Raw genomic sequence first — 25,821 nt, 5'->3', positions numbered from 1 at the left:
GCCCGTGCGTTAAAGAGAAGCTCTGGCTTAAGCTTCTGCGGGCCGCTCTATTTTGTGGGCGAGGTCATCAGGTGTTCATAGATGGCTGCGCGTCGCTCCCCCAGAATCAGGCGCACCACGGGGTTGGCGAACCAGTGTTCGAGTTGGTGTGCGTCCACCGGGCATTTCTGGCGTTCTTCCTGGTTTTGAAGGGCTTTTTCCCACCAAACTGGGCCGCAGGCCTTGTCGAATTCATTTTCGTGCTCGTAGCAGCCGTAGAGAATCTCACGGATGAACTGCTGCTTGCGCTTGGGCAGCGCCAGGGTGATCAGTTTGTACATCAGGCGCTGCAAGCGTGGTGGGCGGGGCAGGTGGGCGGAGACCTTGCGTGTATCGGCCAGGGCCTGGGTGCAGAGAGGGTCGGCGGCATGCTTGGTTACCCACGCCTTGACCTTGGCCCGGAACAACTGCTTGCGGCTCCAATAGTGATGGATCAGGTCCGGGCACTGGCGCACGTTGAGCGTGCGGTACGCGGCTACTGACAGGCAGAACTCTTCGAGGGTGTAGGCGCCGTGGGCCATGGGGAACAGCTCATCCATCAACTCGATCGAACGGTCCAGAATGTGCGCGTCTTGCCGGGTCAAGCCCATCACGCCTGAGTTGAGCAGCCACATATCATCGTCGGCGAGGCCTTTGTCGGCCAGGTATTTGGCCAGGGCTTCATACAGTACGCTTTCGCGGTTGTCGCCATACTTGGCCTGGAAGGCGTTGCACAGCACGGTGCCCGGTGTTACGCGCTCGAACAATGCCATGGGCGAGTCGTGGAAAAATGTATCGGTGTCGATCAGCAGCGCCAGTTCCGCCGTTTCCAGCACCTGACGCAACAGCACATGTTTGGTACGGAAATGGTAGCCGTGGGGTTCGCTCCAGCGTTGTCGCGTGGCGCTGTCCAATGTGTGGACCTGTACTGGCAAGCCACGGTACGGGGCCGGGTTGTCGCTGAACACTTGGATGTCTAACGGCATATCCTGAGGCCCGCCCAGTTGGGCAACGGCACTGGCGATGCTGAATACGGCTTCCTGATGGTAGGTCTCGGCGCCGAATACCAGGTAAATCAGCTGGGGGCGAGGAGTCGGGGACGCTGTATTCATTTACTGCTGGCTTCCTTTCCGGGGACATGTAGACGAAAAAAGCCCCCGTGATAACGAGGGCCGGGAACAGCTATTAAACCGGCTTAGCGTGGCAGTTTAAGGTTGTTCCAGATAGCGAGGCTCGGCTCAGCCTGGTTCAGGGTATAGAAGTGCAACCCTGGCGCGCCACCTTGTAACAAACGTTCACACATTTCGCTGATGACCTGTTCGCCGAACGCCTGGATGCTCTTGACGTCGTCGCCATAGGCTTCCAGTTGTTTGCGCACCCAGCGTGGGATTTCGGCACCGCAGGCGTCCGAGAAACGTGCCAGCTTGCTGTAGTTGGTGATCGGCATGATGCCCGGCACGATCGGGATGTTCACACCCATGGCCCGTACGCGCTCGACGAAATAGAAGTAGCTGTCGGCGTTGAAGAAGTACTGAGTGATCGCGCTGTCGGCGCCCGCGTTTGCCTTGCGTACGAAGTTCTGCAGATCGTCTTCGAAATTGCGCGCCTGAGGATGCATCTCCGGATAAGCCGCCACTTCGATATGGAAGTGATCGCCGCTTTCTTCACGTATGAAGCTCACCAGGTCATTGGCGTAGCGCAGCTCACCGCTGGCCATGCCCATGCCGGAGGGCAAGTCGCCGCGTAGGGCGACGATGCGCTGAATGCCGGCTTGTTTGTATTGGGTCAGCAGGCCGCGCAGGTCGTCCTTGCTGTCGCCCACGCACGACAAGTGCGGCGCGGCGGGAACTTTGACTTCGCTTTCCAGCTGCAACACGGTGTTGATCGTGCGATCACGGGTCGAGCCGCCAGCGCCGTAGGTGCAGGAGAAGAAGTCGGGGTTGTAGCTTGCCAACTGTTTGGCAGTCGCCATCAGTTTTTCATGCCCAGCATCGGTCTTGGTGGGAAAGAACTCGAAGCTGTAGCGACGGTCTTGGGACATGGTCATACCCTTTGAAACTCAGAAGCCGGAGTGTGTACACCGCCAATGTGGGAGCGGGCTTGCTCGCGAATGCGGTATGTCAGTGAAGAATAAGTTGACTGAAACACCGCATTCGCGAGCAAGCCCGCTCCCACATAAAGCCCGCTCCCCTTAAGATAGAGAGCGGGCACAGGCAAATCAGTAGCGGTAAGCGTGCGGCTTGAACGGGCCTTCGACGGTCACGCCGATGTAGTCGGCCTGGGTCTTGGTCAGTTGAGTCACTACGCCGCCGAAGCCGCGGACCATTTCCAGGGCCACTTCTTCGTCGAGTTTCTTCGGCAGTACTTCCACGGTCAGGCGCTCGGCTTTCTGGGCTGGCGACAGGTCGGCGTACTTCTGGCCGAACAGGAAGATCTGGGCCAGTACCTGGTTGGCGAATGAACCATCCATGATGCGGCTCGGGTGGCCGGTTGCGTTGCCCAGGTTAACCAGACGGCCTTCGGCCAGCAGGATCAGGTAGTCATCGTTCTGCGGGTCGAAATCGCCAGCGCCGGTACGGTGAACCTTGTGTACCTGCGGCTTCACTTCTTCCCATGCCCAGTTCTTGCGCATGAAAGCGGTGTCGATCTCGTTGTCGAAGTGACCGATGTTGCAGACAACGGCGCGCTTCTTCAGGGCTTTGAGCATGTTCGCGTCGCAAACATTCACGTTACCGGTGGTGGTCACGATCAGGTCGATCTTGCCCAGCAGGGCTTTGTCGATGCTCGCTTCGGTGCCGTCATTGACGCCGTCGATGAACGGCGAAACCACTTCGAAACCGTCCATGCAGGCTTGCATGGCGCAGATCGGGTCGACTTCGGAGACCTTAACGATCATGCCTTCCTGGCGCAGGGACTGGGAAGAACCCTTACCCACGTCACCGTAGCCGATCACCAGGGCTTGCTTGCCCGACAGCAGGTGGTCGGTGCCGCGCTTGATGGCGTCGTTCAGGCTGTGACGGCAGCCGTACTTGTTGTCGTTCTTGCTCTTGGTCACCGAGTCGTTGACGTTGATGGCCGGGATCTTCAGCTCGCCCTTGGCCAGCATGTCCAGCAGGCGGTGTACGCCGGTGGTGGTTTCTTCGGTGACGCCGTGGACACGGTCCAGGATCGCCGGGTATTTCTTGTGCAGCAGCTCGGTCAGGTCGCCGCCGTCGTCGAGGATCATGTTGGCATCCCAAGGCGCGCCATCTTTGAGGATGGTTTGCTCCAGGCACCACTCGTACTCTTCTTCGGTCTCGCCTTTCCAGGCATAAACCGCGATACCGGCAGCGGCGATAGCGGCGGCGGCCTGGTCTTGAGTCGAGAAGATATTGCAGGACGACCAGCGTACTTCGGCACCCAGGGCAACCAGGGTTTCGATCAGCACGGCAGTCTGGATGGTCATGTGGATGCAGCCGAGGATCTTCGCGCCTTTGAGTGGTTGCTCAGCGGCGTACTTGCGGCGCAGACCCATCAGGGCTGGCATTTCGGATTCGGCGATAAAGGTTTCGCGACGGCCCCAGGCAGCGAGGGACATGTCGGCGACTTTGTAGTCGGTGAAATCTGCAGGCGTGTTGACAGCGCTCATGAAGAGCCTCCATTCGTAGTGTGCGAATGGGCGCCGTTGTGCGTTTAGTATCAGGCCAGGGGAATCAGGCCGGACAACGCCCCATCCGAGCCTGACAGGCCTAGCCTGCTGCAGCGCCCCTCGGACAGGTGGCGGGAGAACGGTATCAATCGAAGATGACCGTTTTGAAACGGGGGCGATTATAGCCGTGTGCGCCAGACTTCCCAAGCCTTTCTGTCGGCGGCATGAAGATCGTTCATGGGCTTGATAGGCAATGGCTCATAGAGCTTGGGCCTGGGCTCTGCCATGATGTCGCCCATCATTCGGCAAGACGCTTTGGAGTGACCATGAACTTCCACACCCGCAAATGGGTAAAACCTGAAGACCTCAACCCCAACGGCACCCTGTTCGGTGGCAGCCTGCTGCGCTGGATCGACGAAGAAGCAGCCATCTACGCCATTGTTCAACTGGGCAACCAACGGGTGGTGACCAAGTACATCTCCGAAATCAACTTCGTCAGTGCCTCGCGCCAGGGCGACATCATCGAACTGGGCATCACCGCCACCGAGTTCGGCCGCACCTCCATCACCTTGACCTGTGAAGTGCGCAACAAGATCACCCGCAAGAGCATCCTCACGGTTGAGAAAATGGTCTTCGTCAACCTCGGCGAAGACGGATTGCCGGCGCCTCACGGGCGTACCGAGATCAAGTACGTCAAAGACCAGTTCCAGGACGACGGCGTCAGCGAATAATCCTGCGTCGGACCAGTGAACGCTATTGATCGGCCATAGGTCGTACCTGAACACCGCCCCCCCGTTCAGGTATCGCCATGGCCACGCAACAAGACGGCAAGACCCCCAACTTATCCCAGGAAGAGCAACAGGACGTTGACGACAACCAGCCGCCCCGCGCGGCGGTCCTGCATGAAATTATCCGCACCCAGGGAGATCAGGAGCTGGAGCGCAGTGTTGCCGCTTTGTGGTGGTCGGCACTGGCGGCCGGACTGACCATGGGCCTGTCGCTGATGGCCATGGGATTGCTCAATTCACGTCTTCCCGAGGGTGAAGCCTTCAAGGTGATTGCCAGCTTCGGCTACTGCGCGGGATTCCTCGCGGTAATCCTTGCGCGGCAGCAACTGTTCACCGAAAACACCCTGACCGCGGTGCTGCCGGTGATGAGCAAGCCGACCTTTGGCAATGCCGGGCGCCTGTTACGGCTGTGGTCGGTGGTGCTGGTGGGTAATCTTTGCGGCACCCTGTTGGTGGCGTATGTGATGCTGCACTTGCCGATCTTCGACACAAAGACCGACCAGGCCTTCCTGGAAATCGGGCGCAAGATCATGGAGAACGACACCGGCCAGATGTTTGCCAAAGGCATCGTCTCCGGCTGGATGATCGCCACCATGGTGTGGATGATCCCGTCGATGGAAAGCGCCAAGATGTGGATCATCATCCTGATCACCTACCTGATGGCGCTGGGGGATTTCACCCATATCGTGGTGGGGTCTGCGGAAGTGTCTTATCTGGTATTCGCCGGCGAGTTGCCGTGGAAGGATTTCTGGCTGGTGTTTGCCGGCCCGACTCTGGCCGGCAACATCATCGGTGGCAGCTTTATCTTTGCCTTGATCAGCCATGCGCAGATTCGCAGTGAAGGCAGCTTGCCGGGTAAGAAGGCTGCGGACCCAAGGCATCCGCAACCTATCGACAAGGATCAGTGAGCGTCAGGCGTGGCCTGGGGGTCGTCCCGGGTCACGCGTTTGACCAGTTTGCCGATGCTCAAACCCTGCAGCAGGATCGACGACAGCACCACGATGTAGGTGATGCTCAGCAGCAGATCGCGCTCCGGCCCCAGTGGCAGGGCCAGCGCCAGTGCCACCGAAACCCCGCCGCGCAAGCCGCCCCAGGTGAGGATACGGATGGTGCCGCGCGGCACGGTACGCCAGCGGCGCAGCAGCAGGATCGCCGGGGCCACAGTTAGCAGGCGTGAGAGCAGGATCGCCACTGCCAGCAAACTGGCCGCGAATACGTGCAGCCAATTGAACGGCAACAGCAGCAATTCCATGCCGATCAGCGCAAACAGCAGAGCGTTGAGCATGTCGTCGAGCAATTCCCAGAAACCGTCCAGGTAGCGACGGGTCATGTCGTTCATCGCCAGCTTGCGCCCGAGGTTACCGATGATCAGCCCGGCCACCACCATCGCAATCGGGGCGGAGACGTGCAGCTCGGTGGCCATCGCTGAGCCGCCGATCACAAGGGCGAGGGTCAGCATGACTTCGATCTGGTGCTGTTCGATGCTCTTGATCATCAGGTAGACCAGATAGCCGATCAGCCCCCCGAACGCCACGCCGCCAACGGCTTCATGGACAAACAACATGGCTGTGGCGCCCACGGTAGGCGTCTCGCCCAATTGTGCGATGCCCAGCAGCACGGTAAATACCACCACCGCTGTACCGTCGTTGAACAGCGACTCGCCGACGATGGTGGTTTTCAGCGGTTTCGACGCATTGGCGGTTCGCAATACACCGAGTACCGCAATCGGGTCCGTGGGTGAGATGAGTGCGCCGAACAGCAAGCAGTAGAGGAAGCTCACGTGCCAGCCGAACAGGGCAAAAATGTAGTACGCCAGACTGCCGATCACTACGGTAGCGATCAACACGCCGAAGGTTGCCAGCAGGCCGATGGGCCAGCGGTAGCTGCGCAGATCGTTGAGGTTGACGTGCAAGGCGCCGGCGAACAGCAGGAATGACAGCATCCAGTTCATCAGCAAGTCGCCGAAGTCGATCTGGCCGATCAGTTGCTGGATACGCTCCTCAAGGCCTGGGTAGCCGAGCACGCTCAAGCCTTGCAGGATCAGGGAAAATAGCAGGGCTGTGACCATCACCCCGATGGTGGGCGGCAGTCCGATAAAACGGAAGTTCACATAGGTGAGCAGGGTGGTGAGGCAAATGAAGGCGGCGACAAGTTCAAGCATCCGGGGTCCTTGGAGTGGGAAAGATCAGTCATGAGTGGGTGGATGGACCGCCGCAGCGGCCTGAGGTTGCAGGCAGGGCGCAAAACACCGGTAGAACCTTTTGGCGTGTGGCGGCTCATAGCGGTGGGTGCGGCTTGCCAGAATTGGTGCTAAAACTCTAATTTCTGTTTCAAATTAAAAATAGAAAACTAAAAGGGAATCAGTGATGACGGTAGCTTTCTGGTGTGTGTTGATCGCAATTTTCTTGCCCTACCTGTGCACAGGGTTGGCCAAGTTCAGTCAGGGCAAGTTCGGGCCTCGGCAGAACCATGACCCTCGCGCTTTTCTGGAGACTCTCGATGGGTTCGCTCGGCGCGCCCACAACGCCCAGCTCAACAGCTTTGAAGTCACCCCGGCATTTGCGGCGGCGGTGATTATCGCGCACCTGGCGGGTACGGCCGAACTGGTGACCATCAATGTACTGGCCGTGCTGTTTATCACCAGCCGCCTCTTGTACATCATTTGCTACGTGGCCGACTGGGCGATCCTGCGTTCACTGGTGTGGTTCGTGGGCATGGCGTTGATTGCGAGTTTCTTCTTTGTCTCGATCTGAGCCGTGACGCAGATCCACTTGTGAGGGGCGGCAAGTCCAACCGCCCCCACAGTTGATCTAGAGTATCTCCGGCACCTGCGGCAACGCTGCGCCCTTGGGCCATAGCATCCAGATTTGCCCTTGCTGCTTCATGTTCCCCGCCAGCTCACCTGCCGCATCGCCGGTGCCCCAGAACAAATCCGCACGCACCTCACCGGTAATTGCACCGCCGGTGTCCTGGGCCGCGACCGGTCGAACGATCGGCGAACCATCGGGCTTTGTCGTCGACAGCCACAGCAGGCTGCCCAGCGGGATGACTTTGCGATCCACCGCCACGCTGTAGCCGGCGGTCAACGGCACGTTCAGCGAGCCACGTGGGCCTTCGTTGCTGTCGGGGCGAGCACTGAAGAACACGTAGCTGGGGTTGCTCGCCAGCAGTTCCGGGATTCGCTCCGGGTGCGCCTTCGCCCAGGCGCTGATGGCGCCCATGGTCACGTCTTCTTTTTTCAACTCGCCTTGCTCCACCAGCCAGCGGCCGATAGGGCGGTAGGGATAGCCGTTCTGGTCGCCGTAACCGACGCGCAGTTGGCGCCCGTCTTTCAATTGAATGCGGCCTGAACCCTGGATTTGCAGAAATTGCAGGTCCATCGGGTTGGTCAGCCAGGCGATCGGCTTAGCTGTGGAGCCTTGGCCGTTGATGGCGCTGGCATCGTCATAAGGCTTGAGCACGCGACCTTCAAGACGACCGCGCAGGCGCTTGCCTTTCAGTTCAGGATAAATGCTTTCCAGGTTGACGATGATCATGTCATCCGGCACGCCATACACCGGCACGTGGGCGGTGGCAGTCTTGGTGAGGCTGCCGGGGTAGACCGGTTCGTAGTAGCCGGTGATTAAACCGTTAGGGGTGTTATCGGACGAGCGCAAGCCGAACACATCCAGACGCTCCTTGAGAAAGCCTCGCACCGCCACAGCATTGCCCGGCACACTGGCCGCTGCCGCGCAGGTCGCGCCCCATACAGGGTCGGCCTTCAGGCGCTGGCAAGCACTGCGCCAGGACTCAAAGCCGGCCAGCAGGTCGCTGTCGGACACCGCCGGCAGTGCTTCCCAAGGTGCGTTTACATAGGTGGCGACGGCGTGGGGTTTGGCAACTTCATCTTTGGCCGTGTCTTTGCCGGTGTCCTTGCCCGCGTCGCAGCCGGCCAGCAGCGCAATCATCGGCAGAGCCCATGCCAGGCGGCGGCTCCAGGGTTTCAATGTGAGACTCATACATGTAATTCCTGAAACGGTTGCCCGCGCCGTAGCGCCGTTGGGCAACCCTTATTATTAATAGGGCTATTGGTCTTTGCGGGTGGGGCGAGGATACTGGCCGCCGTTTCCCGTGACCCTGAGCCACCATGACTTTTAAAAAATTGACGGTTGTATTGTTGGCCTGCCTGGCAGTGTCTGCCTGCGGCGGTGTCGATCCGAATTCGCCCTTGGGCCAGCGCAAGGCGATCTTCAAGCAGATGCTCAAGACCGGCGAAGACCTGGGCGGCATGTTGCGCGGACGCATTGCGTTCGACGGCGCGAAATTCGCTGAGGGCGCGGTCAAGCTCGATGCGTTGTCCCATGAACCTTGGAAACACTTTCCGAGCGTGCGCGAGGAAGATCACACCAGCGCCAAGGATGACGTGTGGCAAAAACAAGCGCAATTCCAGCAGTTGGCCCGTGACCTGGAGGCGGCCACCGGTGAATTGGTGATCGCCAGCCAAGTGCAGCCCTACAAGGCCAGTAACCTTTCCCCTGCCGTACAGAAAGTCGAAGATGCCTGCAGTGCCTGCCATAAACAGTTTCGGGACCACTGACCGGTTTTACTGGTCAAGTTCTTCCACGGCGTCCTGCAGTTCCTTGCGGGACTCGGCAAGTTTGTCCTTACGCTTGTTGATCTTCTCCGCGTCGCCCTTTTTCATTGCCTTGTCGAGGTCCGCCTGACGGCGGCTGACGTCGTGCTTGGCGTCGAGCACCTTGTTTTCCCGCTCCTTCCTCAGCGAGGCGTCGGTGCAATTGGCGGTGACTTCGCTCAGGGCTTTTTCCAGGCCGGCTTGTTGGTCGCTGTTGCCATGGGCCTTGGCTTGTTCGATCTGGGTGCTGATGGCTTGGCGCTTAGCGGCGCAGCCAGTGAGTTGGGGGGCTTCTTCGGCGGCCAGCAGCGGCGTGGCCATAAAGCTTGCGACGGTCAGCAGGGCAAAAGGGGCGAGGAATTTCATGTGGAGCTCCAGATTCGCAAAGGGCAGGGTGAATTCTGCGGTGGTTTAAAGGTGGCTGGGGGCGCGTTCAAAACCCGTCTATTCCGGCCACACGTAATGTTTCAGCTAAGGACTGTACCTGCGGGTCGCGAAAAAAAGCGCTCAGTTGCGCTGCACGAGCCGGACCTATGCCATCGATCTCCAACCAGGCCTGGGTGTCTCTGGCAACCAGTGTCTGCCAGTTTCCCTCCAGGTTGCTGCGGGCCGCAGGCGGCACACCCAAGGCTTTTAGCCATTGTGCAAAGGGTCGTTGCCGAGCGCTGTGAAGGCTGTCGAGCAGTCGGGTGCGGCTGCGCTCACCCAAGCCATCAATGTTAGCAAGCTCTGCCGCATCCAGGGTTAACCAATCGAGAAAGCCTGCGATTAGACCGGCCTGGATCAATACGTTCCACGTCTCGCGCCCCATGTGCGGCAGCGCCAAGCCCTGGTTGCTGCTCAGCCAGGTCAGGCGTGCGAGCAACTGTTCTTCGCAGCCTGGGTCCAGTTGCCAGCAACTCAGGGCGTGAAAGTCTCGCGGGTCGGGCACTGGCAGGTCGATCCGCTTGGGATTGCGCAGGATCACGTGGTCCAACCGAGGGATCACCTGGCCCGCCAGGCTGATGGATACTTGGTCGCCAGGGCGAATATCCAGCGCTTGCCAGTGTTTCAAGGAGCCGACGCTGACCCGGCGGATCTGCCGATCGTCCAGCCGCACCGGCTCCAACTCCAGAATGGGGGTGATGCGCCCCGTGCGGCCGATCTTGAACTGCACCTTGCGTACCAGAGCCAACGCCTTGGAAGTCGGGTACTTCCAGGCGACCGCCCAGTAGGGGGCGCTGACTTGCCAGCGTTTGCCGGGCGCTCGTGATGTTTGGTGCAGCACCACTCCATCACTGGCGAAGGGCAGTGAGTGGTTGTACCAATACATGCGCCAGTGCGCGGCTTCTGTGAGAGTTCGGATGGGCTGGCTGTAACGCAGGCTGTCGGTGAAACCCCATCGTGCCAGGGTGGCCAGGCGCTCGGTAAATACGCTTGGGCCGTCCGGCCAGGCCCAGACAAACAGGCCTATACCAGCGGCGTCGGCGTCACTCAGCTGTCGACGGTTCATCAGGCCAGCCACCTTGCTGCGGGCATTGAGCCCACCAGTGGTCGATTGCACGTGGTCGTCCAAGCGCCAATAGAGCTCGCCTTGCAGTACCACGTCGATAGGCTCCGGCAGTTGCTGGACAATGCCGGGGATCCTGCGGGCGGAAGCGGACCAGTCCTGACCAAGTGCGCCATCGCCGCGGCTGATCACTTGCTCCAACCGGCCCTGACGATACACCAGCGTCACTGCAACCCCGTCGACCTTGGGTTGAATCCACACGTCTTGTCGGCTATCGAGCCAGGCACCGACGGCCTGTTCATCCAGCAGTTTTTCCAGGCCGGTATGAGCAACGGGATGCCGGAAGGTGCCCCGAGCGCCGGCCAGCGGGTTGTCAGGTTTTGCGAGGGTTTGAGGGAAGCACTGGCGCCAATGGGCCAGGCGCTGGCGGGCTTGGTCGTAGAGTTCATCGTGGACGGGTGATTGGCCGAGGCGGTGGTAGCTGTCGTCCCACAGACGGACCTGTTCGGCCAGGGTGTCGACCTGGGTTCTGGCCTCATCGGTACAGGCTTCGGCCCATGCCAAAAAGGGCAACGCGCTGAGTGACAGAGCAATCAGTAAACGCATCATGAGCATCCTTGCTCGGAAAGGGTGCCCAGCCTAAATGAACCTCCCGGCCACAAAAAAGCCCCGACAGTGCGGGGCTTTTTACCGGGTGTTTCTGCTTACTTGAACAAACCGCCCAAGGCTTTCACGGCATCCGGCTTGTCAGCCTTGGCTTCCTGGGTTTGCTGCTTGGCATCGGCTTTGGCCTGGGCTTCAGACAGTTTGTCACAACCTTTGTTGATCTGGTCTTGCGCCGCTTTGAAGGCCTTCACTTTGAAGGTGTCTTTGCTGGCTTCGGCCGCATCGATTTTGGTTTGCAGGTCTGCGGCTTGCTTCTGGCAGTCGCCGGAGTTACCGCCACCCAACTGGGAGCTCAGGGCGCCACTCAGTGCGCTCAGGTCGGCGGCGTGGGCCGGCAGGGCGAACAGGCTGAGCAGAAGGGCAGCAGGGGCGAGCGTGGAGATGCGCATGAAAAACCTCAATGTTCGATTGCCTGCGCGCGTGTCTATCCCGGGCTGGCGCAGGGCAATATCCAAATAAGGTAGAGGGCCCGAGAGGGCGCGGATTCTAGAGGGCCATCATTGGGCCTGCAAGGTTTGGATCCAAAAAATGTGAAGGTGATCGCGCAGGCAATAAAAAACCCTGCCGGGCGAACCCGGCAGGGCTTTTGGGTGCAACGCGTACTTACAGGCCGGCGGCGGTGCGCAGGTCGTTGGCGCGGTCGGTTTTTTCCCACGTGAAGGTGGTGAAGGTGTCGTCGCCGACGGTCTTCTGCTCCGGGGTGCGGCCGAAGTGGCCGTAGGCTGCGGTTTCCTGGTACATCGGGTGCAGCAGGTCGAGCATGGTGGTGATCGCGTAAGGGCGCAGGTCGAAGATCTCACGCACCAGCTTAACGATCTTGTCGTCGCTGATCTTGCCGGTACCGAAGGTATTCAGCGAGATCGACGTAGGCTGGGCCACACCAATGGCGTAGGACACCTGGATCTCGCAACGCTCGGCCAAGCCGGCAGCAACGATGTTCTTGGCCACATAACGACCTGCGTAAGCGGCCGAACGGTCAACCTTGGACGGATCTTTACCGGAGAACGCGCCGCCGCCGTGGCGAGCCATGCCGCCGTAGCTGTCGACGATGATCTTGCGACCGGTCAGGCCACAGTCGCCCACCGGGCCACCGATGATGAACTGGCCAGTCGGGTTGATGTGGAACTGTGTGTCTTTGCTCAGCAGCTCGGCCGGCAGTACGTGCTTGACGATCAGCTCCATCACGCCTTCACGCAGGTCGGCGTAGGACACGTCCGGGTTGTGCTGGGTCGACAATACAACAGCGTCGATACCGACGACTTTGCCGCCTTCATAGCGGCAGGTCACCTGGGACTTGGCGTCCGGGCGCAGCCATGGCAGCAGGCCGGATTTGCGGGCTTCGGCCTGGCGCTGTACCAACTGGTGCGAGAAAGTGATCGGTGCAGGCATCAGCACATCGGTTTCGTTGCTGGCATAGCCGAACATCAGGCCCTGGTCGCCGGCACCCTGGTCTTCCGGCTTGGCACGGTCGACACCTTGGTTGATGTCTGGGGACTGCTTGCCGATGATGTTCATCACGCCGCAGGTCGCGCCGTCGAAGCCGACGTCGGAGCTGGTGTAGCCGATGTCGGTGATCACGTCACGGACGATCTGCTCCAGGTCAACCCAGGCGGTGGTGGTCACTTCGCCAGCGATGATCGCTACACCGGTTTTCACCAGAGTCTCGCACGCCACACGGGCGAACTTGTCTTCAGCAATGATGGCGTCCAGCACCGCATCAGAAATCTGGTCGGCGATTTTGTCCGGATGCCCTTCAGACACGGACTCGGAGGTGAAAAGGGAGTATTCGCTCATCTCGATGTTTTCCTGATATTACCGATGGTGAGTGTCGCCAGCCGGTCGCTGAAAATGGCGAACCTGGATCTGGAAACCATTACGTAAGCCTACATAGAGGCTTTCCCCGGGAACGAGCCCCGCAGCGGTGGCCCAACGGGCCAGATCGTCCTGTTCAAAACCCAACCAGAGATCACCGCAGGCCTCCCTGGCCCAATTCTGGTTGTGGCTGCATAAATCCGTAACCAACAGGCTACCGCCGGGGTGCAGCAACCCGGCCATTTGCTTTAACGCGTCGGCGGGGGCGGCGAAATGGTGCAAGACCATGTTCAGCACCACGCAGTCGGCTTTGATCTGTGTGCCGCTCAAAGCGTCAGCCAGTTGCAGGGTCACATTGCGCAGCGATTCACGCTCGCACAACTGGCGCGCCAGTTCGAGCATCGCCGGGCTGTTGTCCAGCGCGGTTACCTGATGAAAGCGGCGCGCCAACTCCGGCAGAAAACCGCCGTCCCCAGGCCCGACTTCCAACGCGGTCGCCTCATCACTGAAGCTCAGCTTGTCCAATAGCGCCAGCACGCTGTCGCGGTACTGCGGCAGGCCGGCGATCAGGTCTTGCTGTGCGCGAAACTTCTCGGCCACCCGTGCGAAAAAATCCTGACTCGCCGCTGCGCGTTGCCCGTGAACCTGGCCGATACGCGACTGTACGTCGGTTGGCAGGCTCAGGTTGTCGACTTCTTCGAGCAGGGAGGCGTGCAGCTTGCCGCCGAGCAGGTCGGTGTGGGGCAGGGCGCGGCGGTAAAAAATTGCATTGCCTTCGCGGCGTGTGGCCACTAGGTCGGCCTGGGACAGCACCTTCAAATGGTGGCTCATGCCGGACTGGCCGATGGCGAAGATCTGCGCCAGTTCCAGTACGCCGAAGGAATCGTTTGCCAGTGCGCGCAAGACGTTCAGACGCAACGGGTCGCCAGCGGCCTTGCACAAGGCTGCCAGTTCATCGCCGTCGTCGGGACGCAGTGAGGGCACGGGTAGATTCATAAGGGCAGCAGTCTAGTGACGGGTGGATATCCTCGCAAGGTCAATATCAAAAAGTTTTGATATTGATCGATAAGTGGCGGTTATAAGCAGCCGCTATAACTTTTAGACGAACAAGTAGGCGGTCAATGCAGGCGATTGCCGCGCAAGGCACAGGAAAAACAGCCACAAGTGACTATCTGTCATTGCCCGCAGGCGGTGGCTGAGGGAAAATGCCGGTCCTTTTTTCCGTTTCTTTTAATCATTCACTCTTCAAAATCCTCAGGAGAACAGCGATGCCCAGCCGTCGTGAGCGTGCCAACGCCATTCGTGCCCTCAGCATGGATGCCGTGCAAAAAGCCAACAGCGGCCATCCCGGTGCCCCGATGGGCATGGCGGATATCGCCGAGGTACTTTGGCGTGATTACCTGAAACACAACCCGAGCAACCCGTCCTTCGCCGACCGTGACCGCTTCGTGCTGTCCAACGGCCACGGCTCGATGCTGATCTACTCGCTGCTGCACCTGACCGGCTACGACGTCACCATCGATGACCTCAAGAGCTTCCGCCAGCTGCATAGCCGTACTCCGGGTCACCCTGAGTTCGGCTACACCCCAGGCGTCGAGACCACCACCGGTCCCCTGGGCCAAGGCCTGGCCAACGCTGTAGGTTTCGCACTGGCTGAAAAAGTCCTGGGCGCGCAATTCAACCGTCCTGGCCACGACATCGTCGATCACCACACCTACGTGTTCCTGGGTGATGGCTGCATGATGGAAGGCATTTCCCACGAAGTCGCTTCGCTGGCCGGCACGCTGGGCCTGGGCAAGCTGATCGCCTTCTACGATGACAACGGCATCTCCATCGACGGCGAAGTCGAAGGCTGGTTCACCGACGACACCCCTAAGCGTTTCGAAGCCTACAACTGGCAGGTGATCCGCAATGTCGACGGCCACGATCCGGAAGAGATCAAGACTGCCATCGACACCGCTCGCAAGAGCGCGCAGCCGACCCTGATCTGCTGCAAGACCACCATCGGCTTCGGTTCGCCGAACAAGCAAGGTAAAGAAGACTGCCACGGCGCCCCACTGGGTGACGCGGAAATCGCCTTGACCCGTGAAGCGCTGAAGTGGAACCACGGCCCGTTCGAAGTTCCGGCCGACATCTACGCCGAGTGGAGCGCCAAGGAAAAAGGCCTGGCGGCCGAAGCCGAGTGGGACCAGCGTTTTGCTGCCTACTCCGCCGAATTCCCAGAGCTGGCCAATGAGCTGGTTCGCCGCCTCGCTGGCGACCTGCCTGCCGACTTCTCGGAAAAAGCCTCGGCCTACATCGCCGAAGTCGCGGCCAAGGGCGAGACCATCGCCAGCCGTAAAGCCAGCCAGAACACCCTGAACGCCTTTGGCCCACTGCTGCCTGAGTTCCTCGGCGGTTCGGCTGACCTGGCCGGTTCCAACCTGACCCTGTGGAAAGGTTGCAAAGGTGTCTCGGCCGAAGACGCCAGCGGCAACTACATGTACTACGGCGTGCGCGAGTTCGGCATGAGCGCCATCATGAACGGCGTGTCCCTGCACGGCGGCCTGGTGCCTTACGGCGCGACCTTCCTGATGTTCATGGAATACGCGCGCAACGCGGTACGTATGGCTGCGCTGATGAAGAAGCGTGTGATCCATGTCTACACCCACGACTCCATCGGTCTGGGCGAAGACGGCCCGACGCATCAGCCGGTCGAGCAACTGACCAGCCTGCGCACCACACCGAACCTGGATTGCTGGCGCCCAGCCGACGCGGTGGAATCCGCCGTGGCATGGAAGCACGCCATCGAGCGTAAAGACGGCCCTTCGGCGCTGATCTTCTCCCGTCAGAACCTGCAGCACCAAGTGCGTACCGACGCACAGATCGCCGACATCAGCCGTGGCGGCTACGTGCTCAAAGACTGCGTGGGTGAGCCGGAGCTGATCCTGATCTCCACCGGTTCCGAAGTGGGCCTGACCGTTCAGGCCTACGACAAGCTGACTGCCCAAGGCCGTAACGTGCGCGTTGTGTCCATGCCGTGCACCAGCGTGTTCGAAGCCCAGGATGCTGGCTACAAGCAATCGGTCCTGCCGTTGCAGGTCAGCGCGCGTATCGCCATCGAAGCGGCTCACGCCGACTACTGGTACAAGTACGTGGGCCTGGAAGGCCGCGTGATCGGCATGACCACCTACGGTGAGTCGGCGCCGGCTCCAGCCTTGTTCGAAGAGTTCGGTTTCACCCTGGAAAACATCCTGGGTCAGGCTGAAGAGCTGCTGGAAGACTAAGTCAGTCTGCGTTGTCTGAACTGGCGCTATCGCGGGCAAGCCCGCTCCCACATTTGGATCGCGGTCTAATGTGGGAGCGGGCTTGCCCGCGATGGCGATAGTGCATTCAGCACCGAACTAACCTTGATCGAGAACCCCATGCCCCAACCGCGTCCCTACAAAGTTGCACTCAACGGCTACGGCCGCATTGGTCGTTGCGTCTTGCGTGCTCTGTTCGAGCGAGGGGCGGCAGCCGGGTTTGAAATTGTCGCGATCAACGATTTGGCCGACATGGCCAGCATCGAATACCTGACACGCTTTGACTCCACCCACGGCCGCTTCCCTGGCGAAGTGCGGGTTGAGGGCGATTGTCTGCATATCAAAGGCGACTGCGTAAAAGTACTGCGCAGTGCCACCCCCGAGGGCATCGACTGGGCGGCGCTGGGCGTCGACCTGGTGTTGGAATGCTCCGGTGCCTATAACACCCGCGCCGATGGCCAGCGTTTTCTCGACGCCGGCGCGCCGCGTGTGCTGTTTTCCCAGCCAATGGCCAGCGAGGCGGATGTTGACGCCACCATCGTCTATGGCATCAACCAGGATTGCCTGACCGGCCACGAGCTGCTGGTGTCCAACGCCTCTTGCACCACCAACTGCAGCGTGCCGCTGTTACGCCTGTTGGATCAGGCGATTGGCATCGATTACGTATCGATCACCACCATCCACTCGGCGATGAACGACCAGCCAGTGATCGACGCCTATCACCACGAAGACCTGCGCCGTACGCGTTCGGCGTTCCAGTCAGTAATTCCGGTGTCCACCGGCCTGGCCCGTGGCATCGAACGCCTGCTGCCGGAACTTGCCGGGCGAATTCAGGCCAAAGCCGTACGGGTGCCGACGGTAAACGTGTCTTGCCTGGACATCACCATGCAAACCGTCAGCGACACCGATGCGGTGGAGGTCAACCGGATTCTGCGCGATGCCGCTACCAGCGGCCCGCTCAAAGGCTTACTGGCCTACACCGAGTTGCCCCACGCCAGTTGTGACTTCAACCATGACCCGCATTCGGCAATTGTCGATGCCAGCCAGACCCGCGTTTCCGGCCCGAGGCTGGTGAATATCCTGGCCTGGTTCGATAACGAATGGGGTTTTGCCAACCGCATGCTGGATGTTGCAGAACACTATCTGCACGTTGCCTCATCAAAACCTGCCCTTTAAATAAGTCAATTCAGGAACTGCGACCCATGACCGTGTTGAAGATGACCGACCTCGATCTGCAAGGTAAGCGCGTACTGATTCGCGAAGACCTCAACGTCCCAGTCAAGGACGGTGTTGTCACCAGCGATGCGCGAATCCGGGCTTCGCTGCCGACCATCAAGCTGGCCCTGGAAAAAGGCGCGGCCGTAATGGTCTGCTCCCACCTGGGTCGTCCGACCGAAGGTGAGTTCTCGGAAGAAAACAGCCTCAAGCCTGTGGCCGATTACCTGAGTGAGGCCCTGGGCCGCACAGTGCCGTTGGTGTCTGACTACTTGGGTGGCGTTGACGTCAAGGCCGGCGACATCGTGCTGTTCGAAAACGTGCGCTTCAACAAAGGCGAGAAAAAGAACAGTGACGAACTGGCCCAGCAATACGCAGCCCTGTGCGACGTATTTGTGATGGATGCGTTCGGTACGGCTCACCGTGCTGAGGGTTCCACCCACGGCGTGGCCAAGTTCGCCAAGGTTGCGGCTGCTGGCCCGCTGCTGGCTGCTGAACTGGATGCACTGGGCAAGGCCCTCGGCGCACCGGCCCAGCCGATGGCTGCCATCGTGGCTGGCTCCAAGGTGTCCACCAAGCTGGACGTGCTCAACAGCCTCAGCCAGATCTGCAACCAATTGATCGTCGGCGGTGGCATTGCCAACACCTTCCTGGCCGCAGCCGGCCACCCGGTGGGCAAGTCCCTGTATGAACCGGACCTGCTGGATACCGCTCGCGCCATCGCTGCCAAGGTCAGTGTGCCGTTGCCGGTAGACGTGGTGGTTGCCAAGGAATTCGCTGAAAGCGCCGCCGCCACCGTCAAGCTCATCGCTGACGTGGCTGCCGACGACATGATCCTGGACATCGGGCCGCAAACCGCAGCCAACTTCGCCGAACTGCTGAAAGCCTCCCAGACCATTCTGTGGAACGGCCCGGTCGGCGTGTTCGAGTTTGACCAGTTCGGCAACGGCACCAAAGTGCTGGCCAATGCCATCGCTGAAAGCTCGGCGTTCTCCATCGCCGGCGGTGGCGACACCCTGGCGGCCATCGATAAATATGGTGTGGCTGACCGTATCTCCTACATTTCTACTGGTGGCGGCGCGTTCCTTGAATTCGTCGAAGGCAAAGTGCTGCCCGCCGTTGAAGTGTTGGAAGCCCGAGCCAAAGGCTAAGGCCCGTGATCAGGAAAAGGAGCATTCCCATGATCAAGTCGTTGGCACTGTTGATCGCAGCGGGCCTTCTGGCCGGCTGCGGCAGCACGCCAAGCGCGGCGCAGGAGGCTGGAAAGCCGTTGCCTGTGCAGAAAAAGAGCTGCTACCAGGCTGACTGGCAAGCCGAGACCATGCCGGTGATCAACAAGCGCATCGGCAACGAACGGCTGGAGAAATACGACTCCGCGCCCAACGGTCAGGAACAGGGTTGCCCTTGACGGGTCTGATCAACTAACCGACAGCATCGGCGGCCTCTGGCGCCGCTGCGAGGATTGGCAATGAAAGGCGTTTTCGCCCTGGCAGCTCTGGCCCTACTGGCCGGTTGCAGCAGCATGAACATGTTCAACAAGGCAGAGCCTGCCGATAAGTGGACCACTTGGACCTGCGACAGCAAGGCCGAGGTCAACTGGCGATTTGCCAACCAGGCCCGTAGCGAGGTGGATGTACGCCTCGGCGGTTCCGACCAGGTTTACCGCCTTAAACAGGACGTTGCCGCTTCGGGCGTGCTGTACAGCAACGACCAGTTGGCGTTTCACACCAAAGGTGAGGAAGGCCTGGTTTACTGGGTTGCCACCGACGATTTGATCGGGCGGGGCTGCAAGGCCCAGTAAACAGAACACGGTCTCGAATGTATTGAGATCCAAATGTGGGAGGGGGCTTGCTCCCGATTGCGGTGGGTCAGTCACCGAAGTCAGCGACTGATAGATCGCTATCGGGAGCAAGCCCCCTCCCACATTGATTCGGTTCCAAATGGCGAGCCGGACACTGCAATAACGATTCAGCAGGCCAGGCATGCAAAACCTGACCGGCAATAACTTGAATAGCAGCCGCCGCTACGGCAGGCTTGCACGATTAACGACCCTCGACCGGGAGAGACAACACAATGGCACTTATCAGCATGCGTCAAATGCTGGACCACGCAGCCGAGTTCGGCTACGGCGTCCCAGCCTTTAACGTCAACAACCTTGAGCAGATGCGCGCCATCATGGAAGCCGCTGACAAGACCGACTCCCCAGTGATCGTCCAGGCTTCGGCCGGTGCCCGCAAATACGCCGGTGCTCCATTCCTGCGTCACCTGATCCTCGCCGCAATCGAAGAATTTCCGCACATCCCGGTGTGCATGCACCAGGACCACGGCACCAGCCCTGACGTGTGCCAGCGCTCCATCCAACTGGGCTTCAGCTCGGTGATGATGGACGGCTCCCTCGGCGAAGACGGCAAGACCCCAACCGACTACGAATACAACGTGCGCGTAACCCAGCAAACCGTAGCCCTGGCTCACGCCTGCGGCGTCTCGGTTGAAGGCGAACTGGGCTGCCTGGGTTCCCTGGAAACCGGTATGGCCGGCGAAGAAGACGGCATCGGCGCCGAAGGCGTGCTTGATCACAGCCAAATGCTGACCGATCCGGAAGAAGCCGCTGACTTCGTCAAGAAGACCCAGGTCGATGCCCTGGCCATCGCCATCGGCACCAGCCACGGCGCCTACAAGTTCACCAAGCCGCCTACCGGCGACGTGCTGGCCATCGACCGCATCAAGGAAATCCATAAGCGCATCCCTAACACCCACTTGGTGATGCACGGTTCTTCCTCGGTCCCGCAAGAGTGGCTGGCGATCATCAACCAGTACGGCGGCGACATCAAAGAAACCTACGGCGTACCGGTTGAAGAAATCGTTGAAGGCATCAAGCACGGCGTGCGCAAGGTCAACATCGACACCGACCTGCGCCTGGCGTCCACCGGCGCAATGCGTCGCCTGATGGCCACCAACCCGAGCGAATTCGACCCACGTAAATTCTTCGGCGCCACCGTGACCGCGATGCGTGATGTGTGTATCGCTCGCTACGAAGCCTTCGGCACTGCCGGCAACGGCTCGAAGATCAAGCCGATCTCGCTGGAAGCGATGTACCAGCGTTACCTGAAAGGTGAGTTGAACGCTAAGGTGAATTGAGCCTTGGTCGTTTAAAAGAAGCCCGCAGCGATGCGGGTTTCAGCTGGACGTAATGTTCGTTAGTTTATATAAAAACCCGTCGTGAGACGGGTTTTTAGTTTGAGCGGGTTTAGCGCGTTATACAGGGTCCAATTCAAATTTTCCCGCTACAAAATAGGCCGAACTCGTTGGCGTGGTCGTTACAAGGATATACGCCATGTTTGAGGTGGCGAAGGTGAACTTGTCTAAACCCGTAGTTGCTTTTTTTATTGGCACAGTGCTTGTTCCATCAGACCATGAGAAATACACGTCGCCAGCAGAGACGTATGAAAAACTCATTCTGTTAAATTTAATGTAGGTGTCATCTTTTCCGCGTAAAGAGATCTCAACTGATGTGTTCTTGGGGTCTGGTGATCTGAAAGAATAAACGATGTCTGGAAAATTTGCTTCGCGCGTAGCATCATCGATGAAGTTCGTTAGAAGGTTGGTCCTGCTCATGGCCTCTATGGATAACTTGAAAGACCTACCAATGCCGCCATGAGGTCTGAATTTTAAAAAGTTTTTGGTTACGAACTCTTCATCGGTGGCATATCTAAGTTGTTCATGTTCAAAGTTTTCTATGATTGTTTTGTCCACCTCAAGATTTATCGAAACCTCTTTTGGGTTTGCGTCCGTTTCCGTAAGCGTCAAAGTGACAGGGCCTGGGACGGGAGCCATTATGGTGGCGGAAAATCTCGCATCTGGCGCAATTGTTATTGTGTCCACGACCTTGCTGCCGGTAGCACTAAATCGAACCTGTAGTTGACCAGGAAAACCAGTGCCTGTGATTTTGAAAGAGCGTTTAGCGAAATTTCTACCGTTTAGCGACACTGCCGTGCCGTCTATGGTTTGGATCGTCGGAGGGATATTGCTCATTGGAGTGCTCCTTGATTTTTTGGATAACTGAGTTGTAGGTGTTGAGGTTTAAGTGACTGGCGCTGCTGTTAAAATGAGTTGAGTGCTTTACTAATTGCTTTTATCACGTCGTGGCAGGTAGTTTGGAGTAAGGGGGTGGCTATTGAAACCTGTCAGGTTTAACAGTTTTTTATACGATTTTGCGATGCGCGAAATTTAATTTGCTTATAAGAAACGAACCCACGTGAACTGAGCGCTGATCTTCAAAGAAGAGCGAGTCTGCATGTCAGGGTTTATTGCTAAAAACTATAAGCGACTGTTAGTTCTAACAGTTGTTTCTATCTGCTGGCGCGCCATTCTAAGGCTGTAAAAGCCAATCACAGGAGTGCTATGCATGAGTACCCAAAAACCGGTTTCTCCAAAGGGGCCAGCGCCCGCTCGACTTCCGCCGGAAGACGCTCCCGAGCCAACGCCCGTAAAGCCCAAAGGTCCGGCACCTATTACCGTTCCGCTTGAAAAGCCAAGTGAATAATCGTTGCACCTGCCCCCGCAGAGGCAATGCTGTCCAGTTAAGGAAGAACAGCATTGCTTCTCACAGAGGGAGGCGTTTACCCGGAAGTAGTCCTTACGCTGATCGGATGATGTCTCAGCGAAATTAGCTGGTCTGGTTATTCGTGGTCTATATCCAACTTCGCAAAGGTCACCTTCGCGCCTTCCTTGCTGTCCCCACTGTTGTCCTGCACATACGCGCCGGCCTTGAAGTACAGCGGCTTGCTGCCCCACGCTGCGCCAATGCGCTCGTTCCATTCACTGTCGGCGGCGTACACGCTGAGCAGCCCGGCTTTGTTGAGGTTGATCACGTAGGTAAAGCTTTTCTCCAGCGGCACATTGGACGCGACGATGACCACGCGGCTTTCACCTTCATCCGGGCGCATGCGCACTTTGGCGACGATGTTGCCGGTCTGGGTCTTTTCCTTGAACTGGTATTCGAGCTTGATCAGCGGTTTTTGGCTGTCATAGGCGTGGATCTGGCCGATGACGATCTTGCCGCTGGACGGTACTTGGTTCACGGCCAAGGTGGCGCGCAGGAAGTTGTCGGCTTCGGGGTAGGTCCAGTTTCGCAAGCGCCCGTCGGCGTAAGTTTCGCGCAGCTCACTGCGTGGGTAGATGGCGTTTTCGGTGCGGGTGCCGGTGACGGGTGTCCAGAACTGCACGTTGCTGCCTTCGGCCTGGAAGTACTGGTCGTTGAAGCCGCTGAGCAGCTTTGGGGTGTCGATAGTCGCGGGGGGCGAGCCGACCGGAATGCTCAGGTTCCAAGTGGAGAGGTCGATCATGGCGTTGGCCTTTTACAGGGGGTGAAGGCTTTGGCCCGTGGGCCTTACAGGTTCTTTATAGGCGGTGGCCGGCCTGTTGTTAAACATTTGCTGGCAATTTATTGGCGCCAAATGAATGCCAAAAAGCCATGTTTCCCATGAACCGTGGGCTGTAGAGGTTGACCGTTAGTCGGCTGAGTGAACTTTGGCGCAATGATGGTATCCACGTCACTTCTGATTTTCAGTATCCAGGGCTAGAGTGAGCCCTCAATGTTTATCCGCGTTTTCTCTCAGAAGTGACCGGAGTAGACCTAAGGAAGAGACCCAGCATGGAATGCGCTCCACCTCATGGCGATGGCAGTTCGGTTCTTCTGGTCGTCGATGACTACCCGGAAAACCTGATCAGCATGCGTGCGCTGCTACAACGTGATGACTGGCAGGTGGTCACCGCGGAATCCGGGTTGGAAGCTCTGGAGGTGCTGCTGCAGCATGAAGTGGACCTGGTATTGCTGGATGTAATGATGCCCGGCATGGACGGCTTTGAAGTCGCCCGCCTGATGCGTGGCAACCAGCGCACACGCATGACCCCTATTATCTTCCTGAGTGCCAACGCCCAGTCGCCCGCCGCGGTGCTGGAAGGCTATGCCAGTGGCGCCATCGACTACCTGTTCAAACCCTTCGACCCGCATATTCTCAAGCCCAAGGTCCAGGCGTTGCTGGAGCACCAGCGCATTCGCCGGGCCTTGCAGCGCCTGAGCCATGATCTGGAGTCAGCCCGGGCCTTTAATGCCTCGGTGTTGGATAACGCCGCCGAGGGCATCCTGGTGGTGAGTGAGGAGGGCGTGATCGAATACGCCAACCCGGCGATCTCGCGCCTGCTCAATGCCCCGATCCAAGAGTTGCAGGGCCAGGAATTCCTGAGTTTCATGCAAAAGCCCCATGTGCCCACGTGGCTGGATTCGCAGATGTACGCCGGTTACCGCAAGGGCGAAACCTGGCGCCTGCACGATGCGCTTCTGCGCACCGGCCGTGGCCAGCAGGTGCCGGCGGCGTTGTCCTGCGCGCCACTGCCCGCCGAACAGAAGGCCATGGTGGTGACGGTGCTGGATATGTCCGAAGTGCGCCACCTGCATCAGCAGTTGGAATTCCAAGCCGTTACCGACCCGCTGACCGGGCTGCTGAATCGACGCGGCTTCCACCAGGCTGTGGAAAACACGCTGTTGCGCAGTGAGCGCACAGAGCAGTCCTTGGTGTTGCTGTACCTGGACCTCGACGGTTTCAAGCGCGTCAACGATTCTTTGGGCCATGATGCGGGCGACCGGGTTTTACGCTGGGTTTCGGAGCAATTGCAGGGCGGCTTGCGCTCCTACGACATTATCGGCCGCATGGGCGGTGATGAATTTACTGCGCTGCTGGAGTTGGAATTCCCAGAGCAGGCGGCAAAAATTTCGGAAAAACTGATCGAACGAGTCTCTGTTTGTCAGCAGGTTGACGGTTTGGATGTGATGCTCGGCGTGAGCATTGGCATTGCTACCTTCCCGGACTGCGGTTCGGACTTGAATGGTTTGCTGCGTGCGGCCGACATCGCCATGTACGAAGCCAAGCGCGCGGGCCGTCAGCAGTATCGCTATTACGACCAGGAAATGAACGGCCGCGCGCGCTCGCGGCTGATGCTCGAAGACAGCGTGCGTACGGCCATTCAAAACAAGGATTTCACCCTGGTCTACCAGCCTCAGGTCTCTCTGGCGGATGGGCGCCTGCGCGGTGTCGAGGCGTTATTGCGTTGGCAACACCCCAGCGTCGGCGATGTACCGCCTGGGCTGTTTTTACCGCTGCTGGAGGAAGCGCGACTGATCAGCCAGCTGAGCGCGTGGATTTATCAACAGGTCGCTGCCCAGCGTCAGGTGTGGCAAAGCACCTTCGACGATGAATTGGTGCTGAGCGTCAGCCTGAGTAGCAGCCAGTTCAATATGCCCAACCTGGCTAACCAGTTGCAGCAGGTGATGGAGCGACATGGGCTTCAGGTTGGGCAGTTGGAGGTGGAAATCGGCGAGGATTGCCTGATGAGTAGCTTGGAAGAGGCCACCAAGCAGCTCAAGTTACTGCGCCGAATCGGGGTGCGCATCGCTTTGGATGACTTTGGTTCGGGACAATGCTCCCTGGCGCATCTGCGTGACTTGGAGTTCGACACCCTCAAACTCGATCCGCAATTAGTCGCGCGCCTGCCGGGGTCGGTGAGGGACGCAGCGATGGCACGCAGCATTATCGAACTGTGCGGGCATTTTGACGTGCTGGTGGTGGCCGAGGGTGTGGAAACCCAGGAGCAAGCTCAGTGGCTCAAAGCCCATGGCTGCCCGTTTATCCAGGGACCGTGGGCGGCGCACCCCCTGATGGCCGACGAAGTGGTCGACTGGTCACGCGCCCGCCTGCGCTGAATTCGCTACACTGGCGCCCATTCGAACCCTGTTGCAGACCTCAATGACCGCGCTGAAATACCTCCAGGCTTACCCCGCAGCCCTCCAGGAGCAAGTCCGTCAACTGATCGCCAAGGACCAGTTGGGCGCTTACCTGGAGCAGCGTTATCCCGAGCGTCATGCGGTGCAGAGCGACAAAGCCCTGTACGCCTACGCACTGGCGTTGAAGCAGGAACACCTGCGCAATGCGCCAGCGATCGACAAAGTGCTGTTCGATAACCGCCTGGATCTGACCCACCGCGCCCTCGGGCTGCACACCACGATTTCGCGGGTGCAGGGCGGCAACCTCAAATCCAAGAAAGAGATCCGCATTGCTTCACTGTTCAAGGACGCCGCTCCGGAATTTTTGCGCATGATCGTGGTGCACGAGCTGGCGCACTTTAAGGAATCGGACCACAACAAGGCGTTCTATAAACTTTGCGATTACATGATGCCGGGCTACCACCAGGTGGAATTCGACTTGCGGGTGTACCTCACGTATCGCGACCTGCAGGGCAAGCCCTGACCGCAC

Annotated in this window: 24 protein-coding genes and 1 riboswitch; of the genes, 12 read left to right on the top strand and 12 right to left on the bottom strand. The window is 59.1% G+C overall.

Annotation, left to right across the window (positions count from 1 at the left end; translation table 11 throughout):
• Nucleotides 1-47 precede the first annotated feature (47 nt).
• From BW43_RS26185 to ahcY, 3 genes are all read right to left on the bottom strand, one after another.
• On the bottom strand, nt 48-1,130 hold the full coding sequence (locus BW43_RS26185) for a hypothetical protein (protein ID WP_032884073.1): 1,083 nt from the start codon (nt 1,128-1,130) through the stop codon (nt 48-50).
• An 83-nt stretch (nt 1,131-1,213) separates the two neighbouring features.
• On the bottom strand, nt 1,214-2,059 hold the full coding sequence (gene metF, locus BW43_RS26190) for a methylenetetrahydrofolate reductase [NAD(P)H] (protein ID WP_032884515.1): 846 nt from the start codon (nt 2,057-2,059) through the stop codon (nt 1,214-1,216).
• 177 nt (nt 2,060-2,236) lie between these two features.
• The gene (ahcY, locus tag BW43_RS26195) at nt 2,237-3,646 is read right to left on the bottom strand and encodes an adenosylhomocysteinase (protein WP_032884071.1); all 1,410 of its coding nucleotides are present in this window, start codon (nt 3,644-3,646) and stop codon (nt 2,237-2,239) included.
• Between the two features lie 21 nt (nt 3,647-3,667).
• A riboswitch (S-adenosyl-L-homocysteine riboswitch) is annotated at nt 3,668-3,774 on the bottom strand.
• A gap of 198 nt (nt 3,775-3,972) precedes the next feature.
• On the opposite strand from ahcY, the gene BW43_RS26200 reads away from it, so the two are divergent.
• Both BW43_RS26200 and BW43_RS26205 read left to right on the top strand, forming a co-directional pair.
• Entirely contained in the window at nt 3,973-4,377 is a 405-nt protein-coding gene (locus BW43_RS26200; RefSeq protein ID WP_032884068.1) for an acyl-CoA thioesterase, read from the top strand.
• A gap of 77 nt (nt 4,378-4,454) precedes the next feature.
• Nucleotides 4,455-5,342 (top strand): formate/nitrite transporter family protein, encoded by an 888-nt coding sequence (locus tag BW43_RS26205; RefSeq protein ID WP_032884067.1) that lies wholly within the window; start codon nt 4,455-4,457, stop codon nt 5,340-5,342.
• Here the strand turns inward: BW43_RS26205 and BW43_RS26210 are convergent.
• A complete protein-coding gene (locus BW43_RS26210; protein ID WP_032884066.1) occupies nt 5,336-6,595 on the bottom strand; it encodes a sodium:proton antiporter in 1,260 nt (419 codons plus the stop codon). The two genes, BW43_RS26205 and BW43_RS26210, sit on opposite strands and share 7 nt — an antisense overlap.
• A gap of 205 nt (nt 6,596-6,800) precedes the next feature.
• On the opposite strand from BW43_RS26210, the gene BW43_RS26215 reads away from it, so the two are divergent.
• Nucleotides 6,801-7,187 carry an MAPEG family protein gene (locus BW43_RS26215; RefSeq protein ID WP_032884065.1) on the top strand — a complete coding sequence of 129 codons (387 nt, stop codon included), beginning with the start codon at nt 6,801-6,803 and terminating at the stop codon, nt 7,185-7,187.
• Between the two features lie 57 nt (nt 7,188-7,244).
• Here BW43_RS26215 and BW43_RS26220 read toward each other — a convergent pair whose 3' ends face one another.
• Nucleotides 7,245-8,432, bottom strand: a complete 1,188-nt coding sequence (locus BW43_RS26220; RefSeq protein WP_032884064.1) for a murein transglycosylase A — start codon at nt 8,430-8,432, stop codon at nt 7,245-7,247.
• Between the two features lie 128 nt (nt 8,433-8,560).
• On the opposite strand from BW43_RS26220, the gene BW43_RS26225 reads away from it, so the two are divergent.
• Nucleotides 8,561-9,010 carry a cytochrome c gene (locus tag BW43_RS26225; protein ID WP_032884063.1) on the top strand — a complete coding sequence of 150 codons (450 nt, stop codon included), beginning with the start codon at nt 8,561-8,563 and terminating at the stop codon, nt 9,008-9,010.
• Between the two features lie 6 nt (nt 9,011-9,016).
• On the opposite strand, the gene BW43_RS26230 is transcribed toward BW43_RS26225, so the two are convergent.
• The 5 genes from BW43_RS26230 to BW43_RS26250 all read right to left on the bottom strand — a co-directional run bounded on the left by BW43_RS26230 (nt 9,017) and on the right by BW43_RS26250 (nt 14,009).
• The gene (locus BW43_RS26230; RefSeq protein ID WP_032884062.1) at nt 9,017-9,412 is read right to left on the bottom strand and encodes a DUF1090 domain-containing protein; all 396 of its coding nucleotides are present in this window, start codon (nt 9,410-9,412) and stop codon (nt 9,017-9,019) included.
• 67 nt (nt 9,413-9,479) lie between these two features.
• Nucleotides 9,480-11,144, bottom strand: coding sequence for an NAD-dependent DNA ligase LigB (gene ligB / locus BW43_RS26235; protein WP_032884060.1), 1,665 nt, complete (start codon nt 11,142-11,144; stop codon nt 9,480-9,482).
• A gap of 95 nt (nt 11,145-11,239) precedes the next feature.
• Nucleotides 11,240-11,590: a DUF1090 family protein gene (locus BW43_RS26240; protein WP_032884059.1), complete on the bottom strand. Its 351-nt coding sequence runs from the start codon at nt 11,588-11,590 to the stop codon at nt 11,240-11,242.
• Nucleotides 11,591-11,804: 214 nt separating this feature from the next.
• Nucleotides 11,805-12,995 (bottom strand): methionine adenosyltransferase, encoded by a 1,191-nt coding sequence (gene metK, locus BW43_RS26245; RefSeq protein WP_032884058.1) that lies wholly within the window; start codon nt 12,993-12,995, stop codon nt 11,805-11,807.
• 18 nt (nt 12,996-13,013) lie between these two features.
• Complete coding sequence (locus BW43_RS26250) at nt 13,014-14,009, bottom strand: metalloregulator ArsR/SmtB family transcription factor (RefSeq protein WP_032884056.1); 996 nt, start codon at nt 14,007-14,009, stop codon at nt 13,014-13,016.
• Nucleotides 14,010-14,281: 272 nt separating this feature from the next.
• On the opposite strand from BW43_RS26250, the gene tkt reads away from it, so the two are divergent.
• The 6 genes from tkt to fba all read left to right on the top strand — a co-directional run bounded on the left by tkt (nt 14,282) and on the right by fba (nt 20,650).
• Nucleotides 14,282-16,279: a transketolase gene (gene tkt / locus BW43_RS26255; protein WP_032884054.1), complete on the top strand. Its 1,998-nt coding sequence runs from the start codon at nt 14,282-14,284 to the stop codon at nt 16,277-16,279.
• Between the two features lie 138 nt (nt 16,280-16,417).
• The gene (epd, locus tag BW43_RS26260) at nt 16,418-17,473 is read left to right on the top strand and encodes an erythrose-4-phosphate dehydrogenase (RefSeq protein WP_032884053.1); all 1,056 of its coding nucleotides are present in this window, start codon (nt 16,418-16,420) and stop codon (nt 17,471-17,473) included.
• Between the two features lie 26 nt (nt 17,474-17,499).
• Nucleotides 17,500-18,663, top strand: coding sequence for a phosphoglycerate kinase (locus tag BW43_RS26265; protein ID WP_032884052.1), 1,164 nt, complete (start codon nt 17,500-17,502; stop codon nt 18,661-18,663).
• Nucleotides 18,664-18,692: 29 nt separating this feature from the next.
• Nucleotides 18,693-18,920 carry a hypothetical protein gene (locus tag BW43_RS26270; RefSeq protein WP_032884051.1) on the top strand — a complete coding sequence of 76 codons (228 nt, stop codon included), beginning with the start codon at nt 18,693-18,695 and terminating at the stop codon, nt 18,918-18,920.
• 60 nt (nt 18,921-18,980) lie between these two features.
• Nucleotides 18,981-19,313 (top strand): MliC family protein, encoded by a 333-nt coding sequence (locus tag BW43_RS26275; RefSeq protein ID WP_017531025.1) that lies wholly within the window; start codon nt 18,981-18,983, stop codon nt 19,311-19,313.
• A gap of 272 nt (nt 19,314-19,585) precedes the next feature.
• Entirely contained in the window at nt 19,586-20,650 is a 1,065-nt protein-coding gene (gene fba, locus BW43_RS26280) for a class II fructose-bisphosphate aldolase (RefSeq protein ID WP_032884050.1), read from the top strand.
• A gap of 117 nt (nt 20,651-20,767) precedes the next feature.
• Here the strand turns inward: fba and BW43_RS26285 are convergent, their stop codons facing one another.
• Both BW43_RS26285 and BW43_RS26290 read right to left on the bottom strand, forming a co-directional pair.
• Nucleotides 20,768-21,544 (bottom strand): hypothetical protein, encoded by a 777-nt coding sequence (locus BW43_RS26285; protein WP_032884048.1) that lies wholly within the window; start codon nt 21,542-21,544, stop codon nt 20,768-20,770.
• Between the two features lie 647 nt (nt 21,545-22,191).
• Nucleotides 22,192-22,857: a polysaccharide lyase family 7 protein gene (locus BW43_RS26290; protein ID WP_032884045.1), complete on the bottom strand. Its 666-nt coding sequence runs from the start codon at nt 22,855-22,857 to the stop codon at nt 22,192-22,194.
• A 308-nt stretch (nt 22,858-23,165) separates the two neighbouring features.
• Here BW43_RS26290 and BW43_RS26295 point away from each other — a divergent pair, with 308 nt between their 5' ends.
• Both BW43_RS26295 and BW43_RS26300 read left to right on the top strand, forming a co-directional pair.
• A complete protein-coding gene (locus BW43_RS26295; protein WP_032884044.1) occupies nt 23,166-25,271 on the top strand; it encodes a bifunctional diguanylate cyclase/phosphodiesterase in 2,106 nt (701 codons plus the stop codon).
• 43 nt (nt 25,272-25,314) lie between these two features.
• Nucleotides 25,315-25,815: a M48 family metallopeptidase gene (locus BW43_RS26300; RefSeq protein WP_032884043.1), complete on the top strand. Its 501-nt coding sequence runs from the start codon at nt 25,315-25,317 to the stop codon at nt 25,813-25,815.
• The last annotated feature ends 6 nt before the right edge of the window (nt 25,816-25,821 follow it).

The sequence above is a fragment of the Pseudomonas sp. RIT357 genome, from assembly GCF_000632245.1.
GTDB lineage: Bacteria > Pseudomonadota > Gammaproteobacteria > Pseudomonadales > Pseudomonadaceae > Aquipseudomonas > Aquipseudomonas sivasensis.
This window is presented reverse-complemented; position numbering and strand designations above follow the sequence as displayed.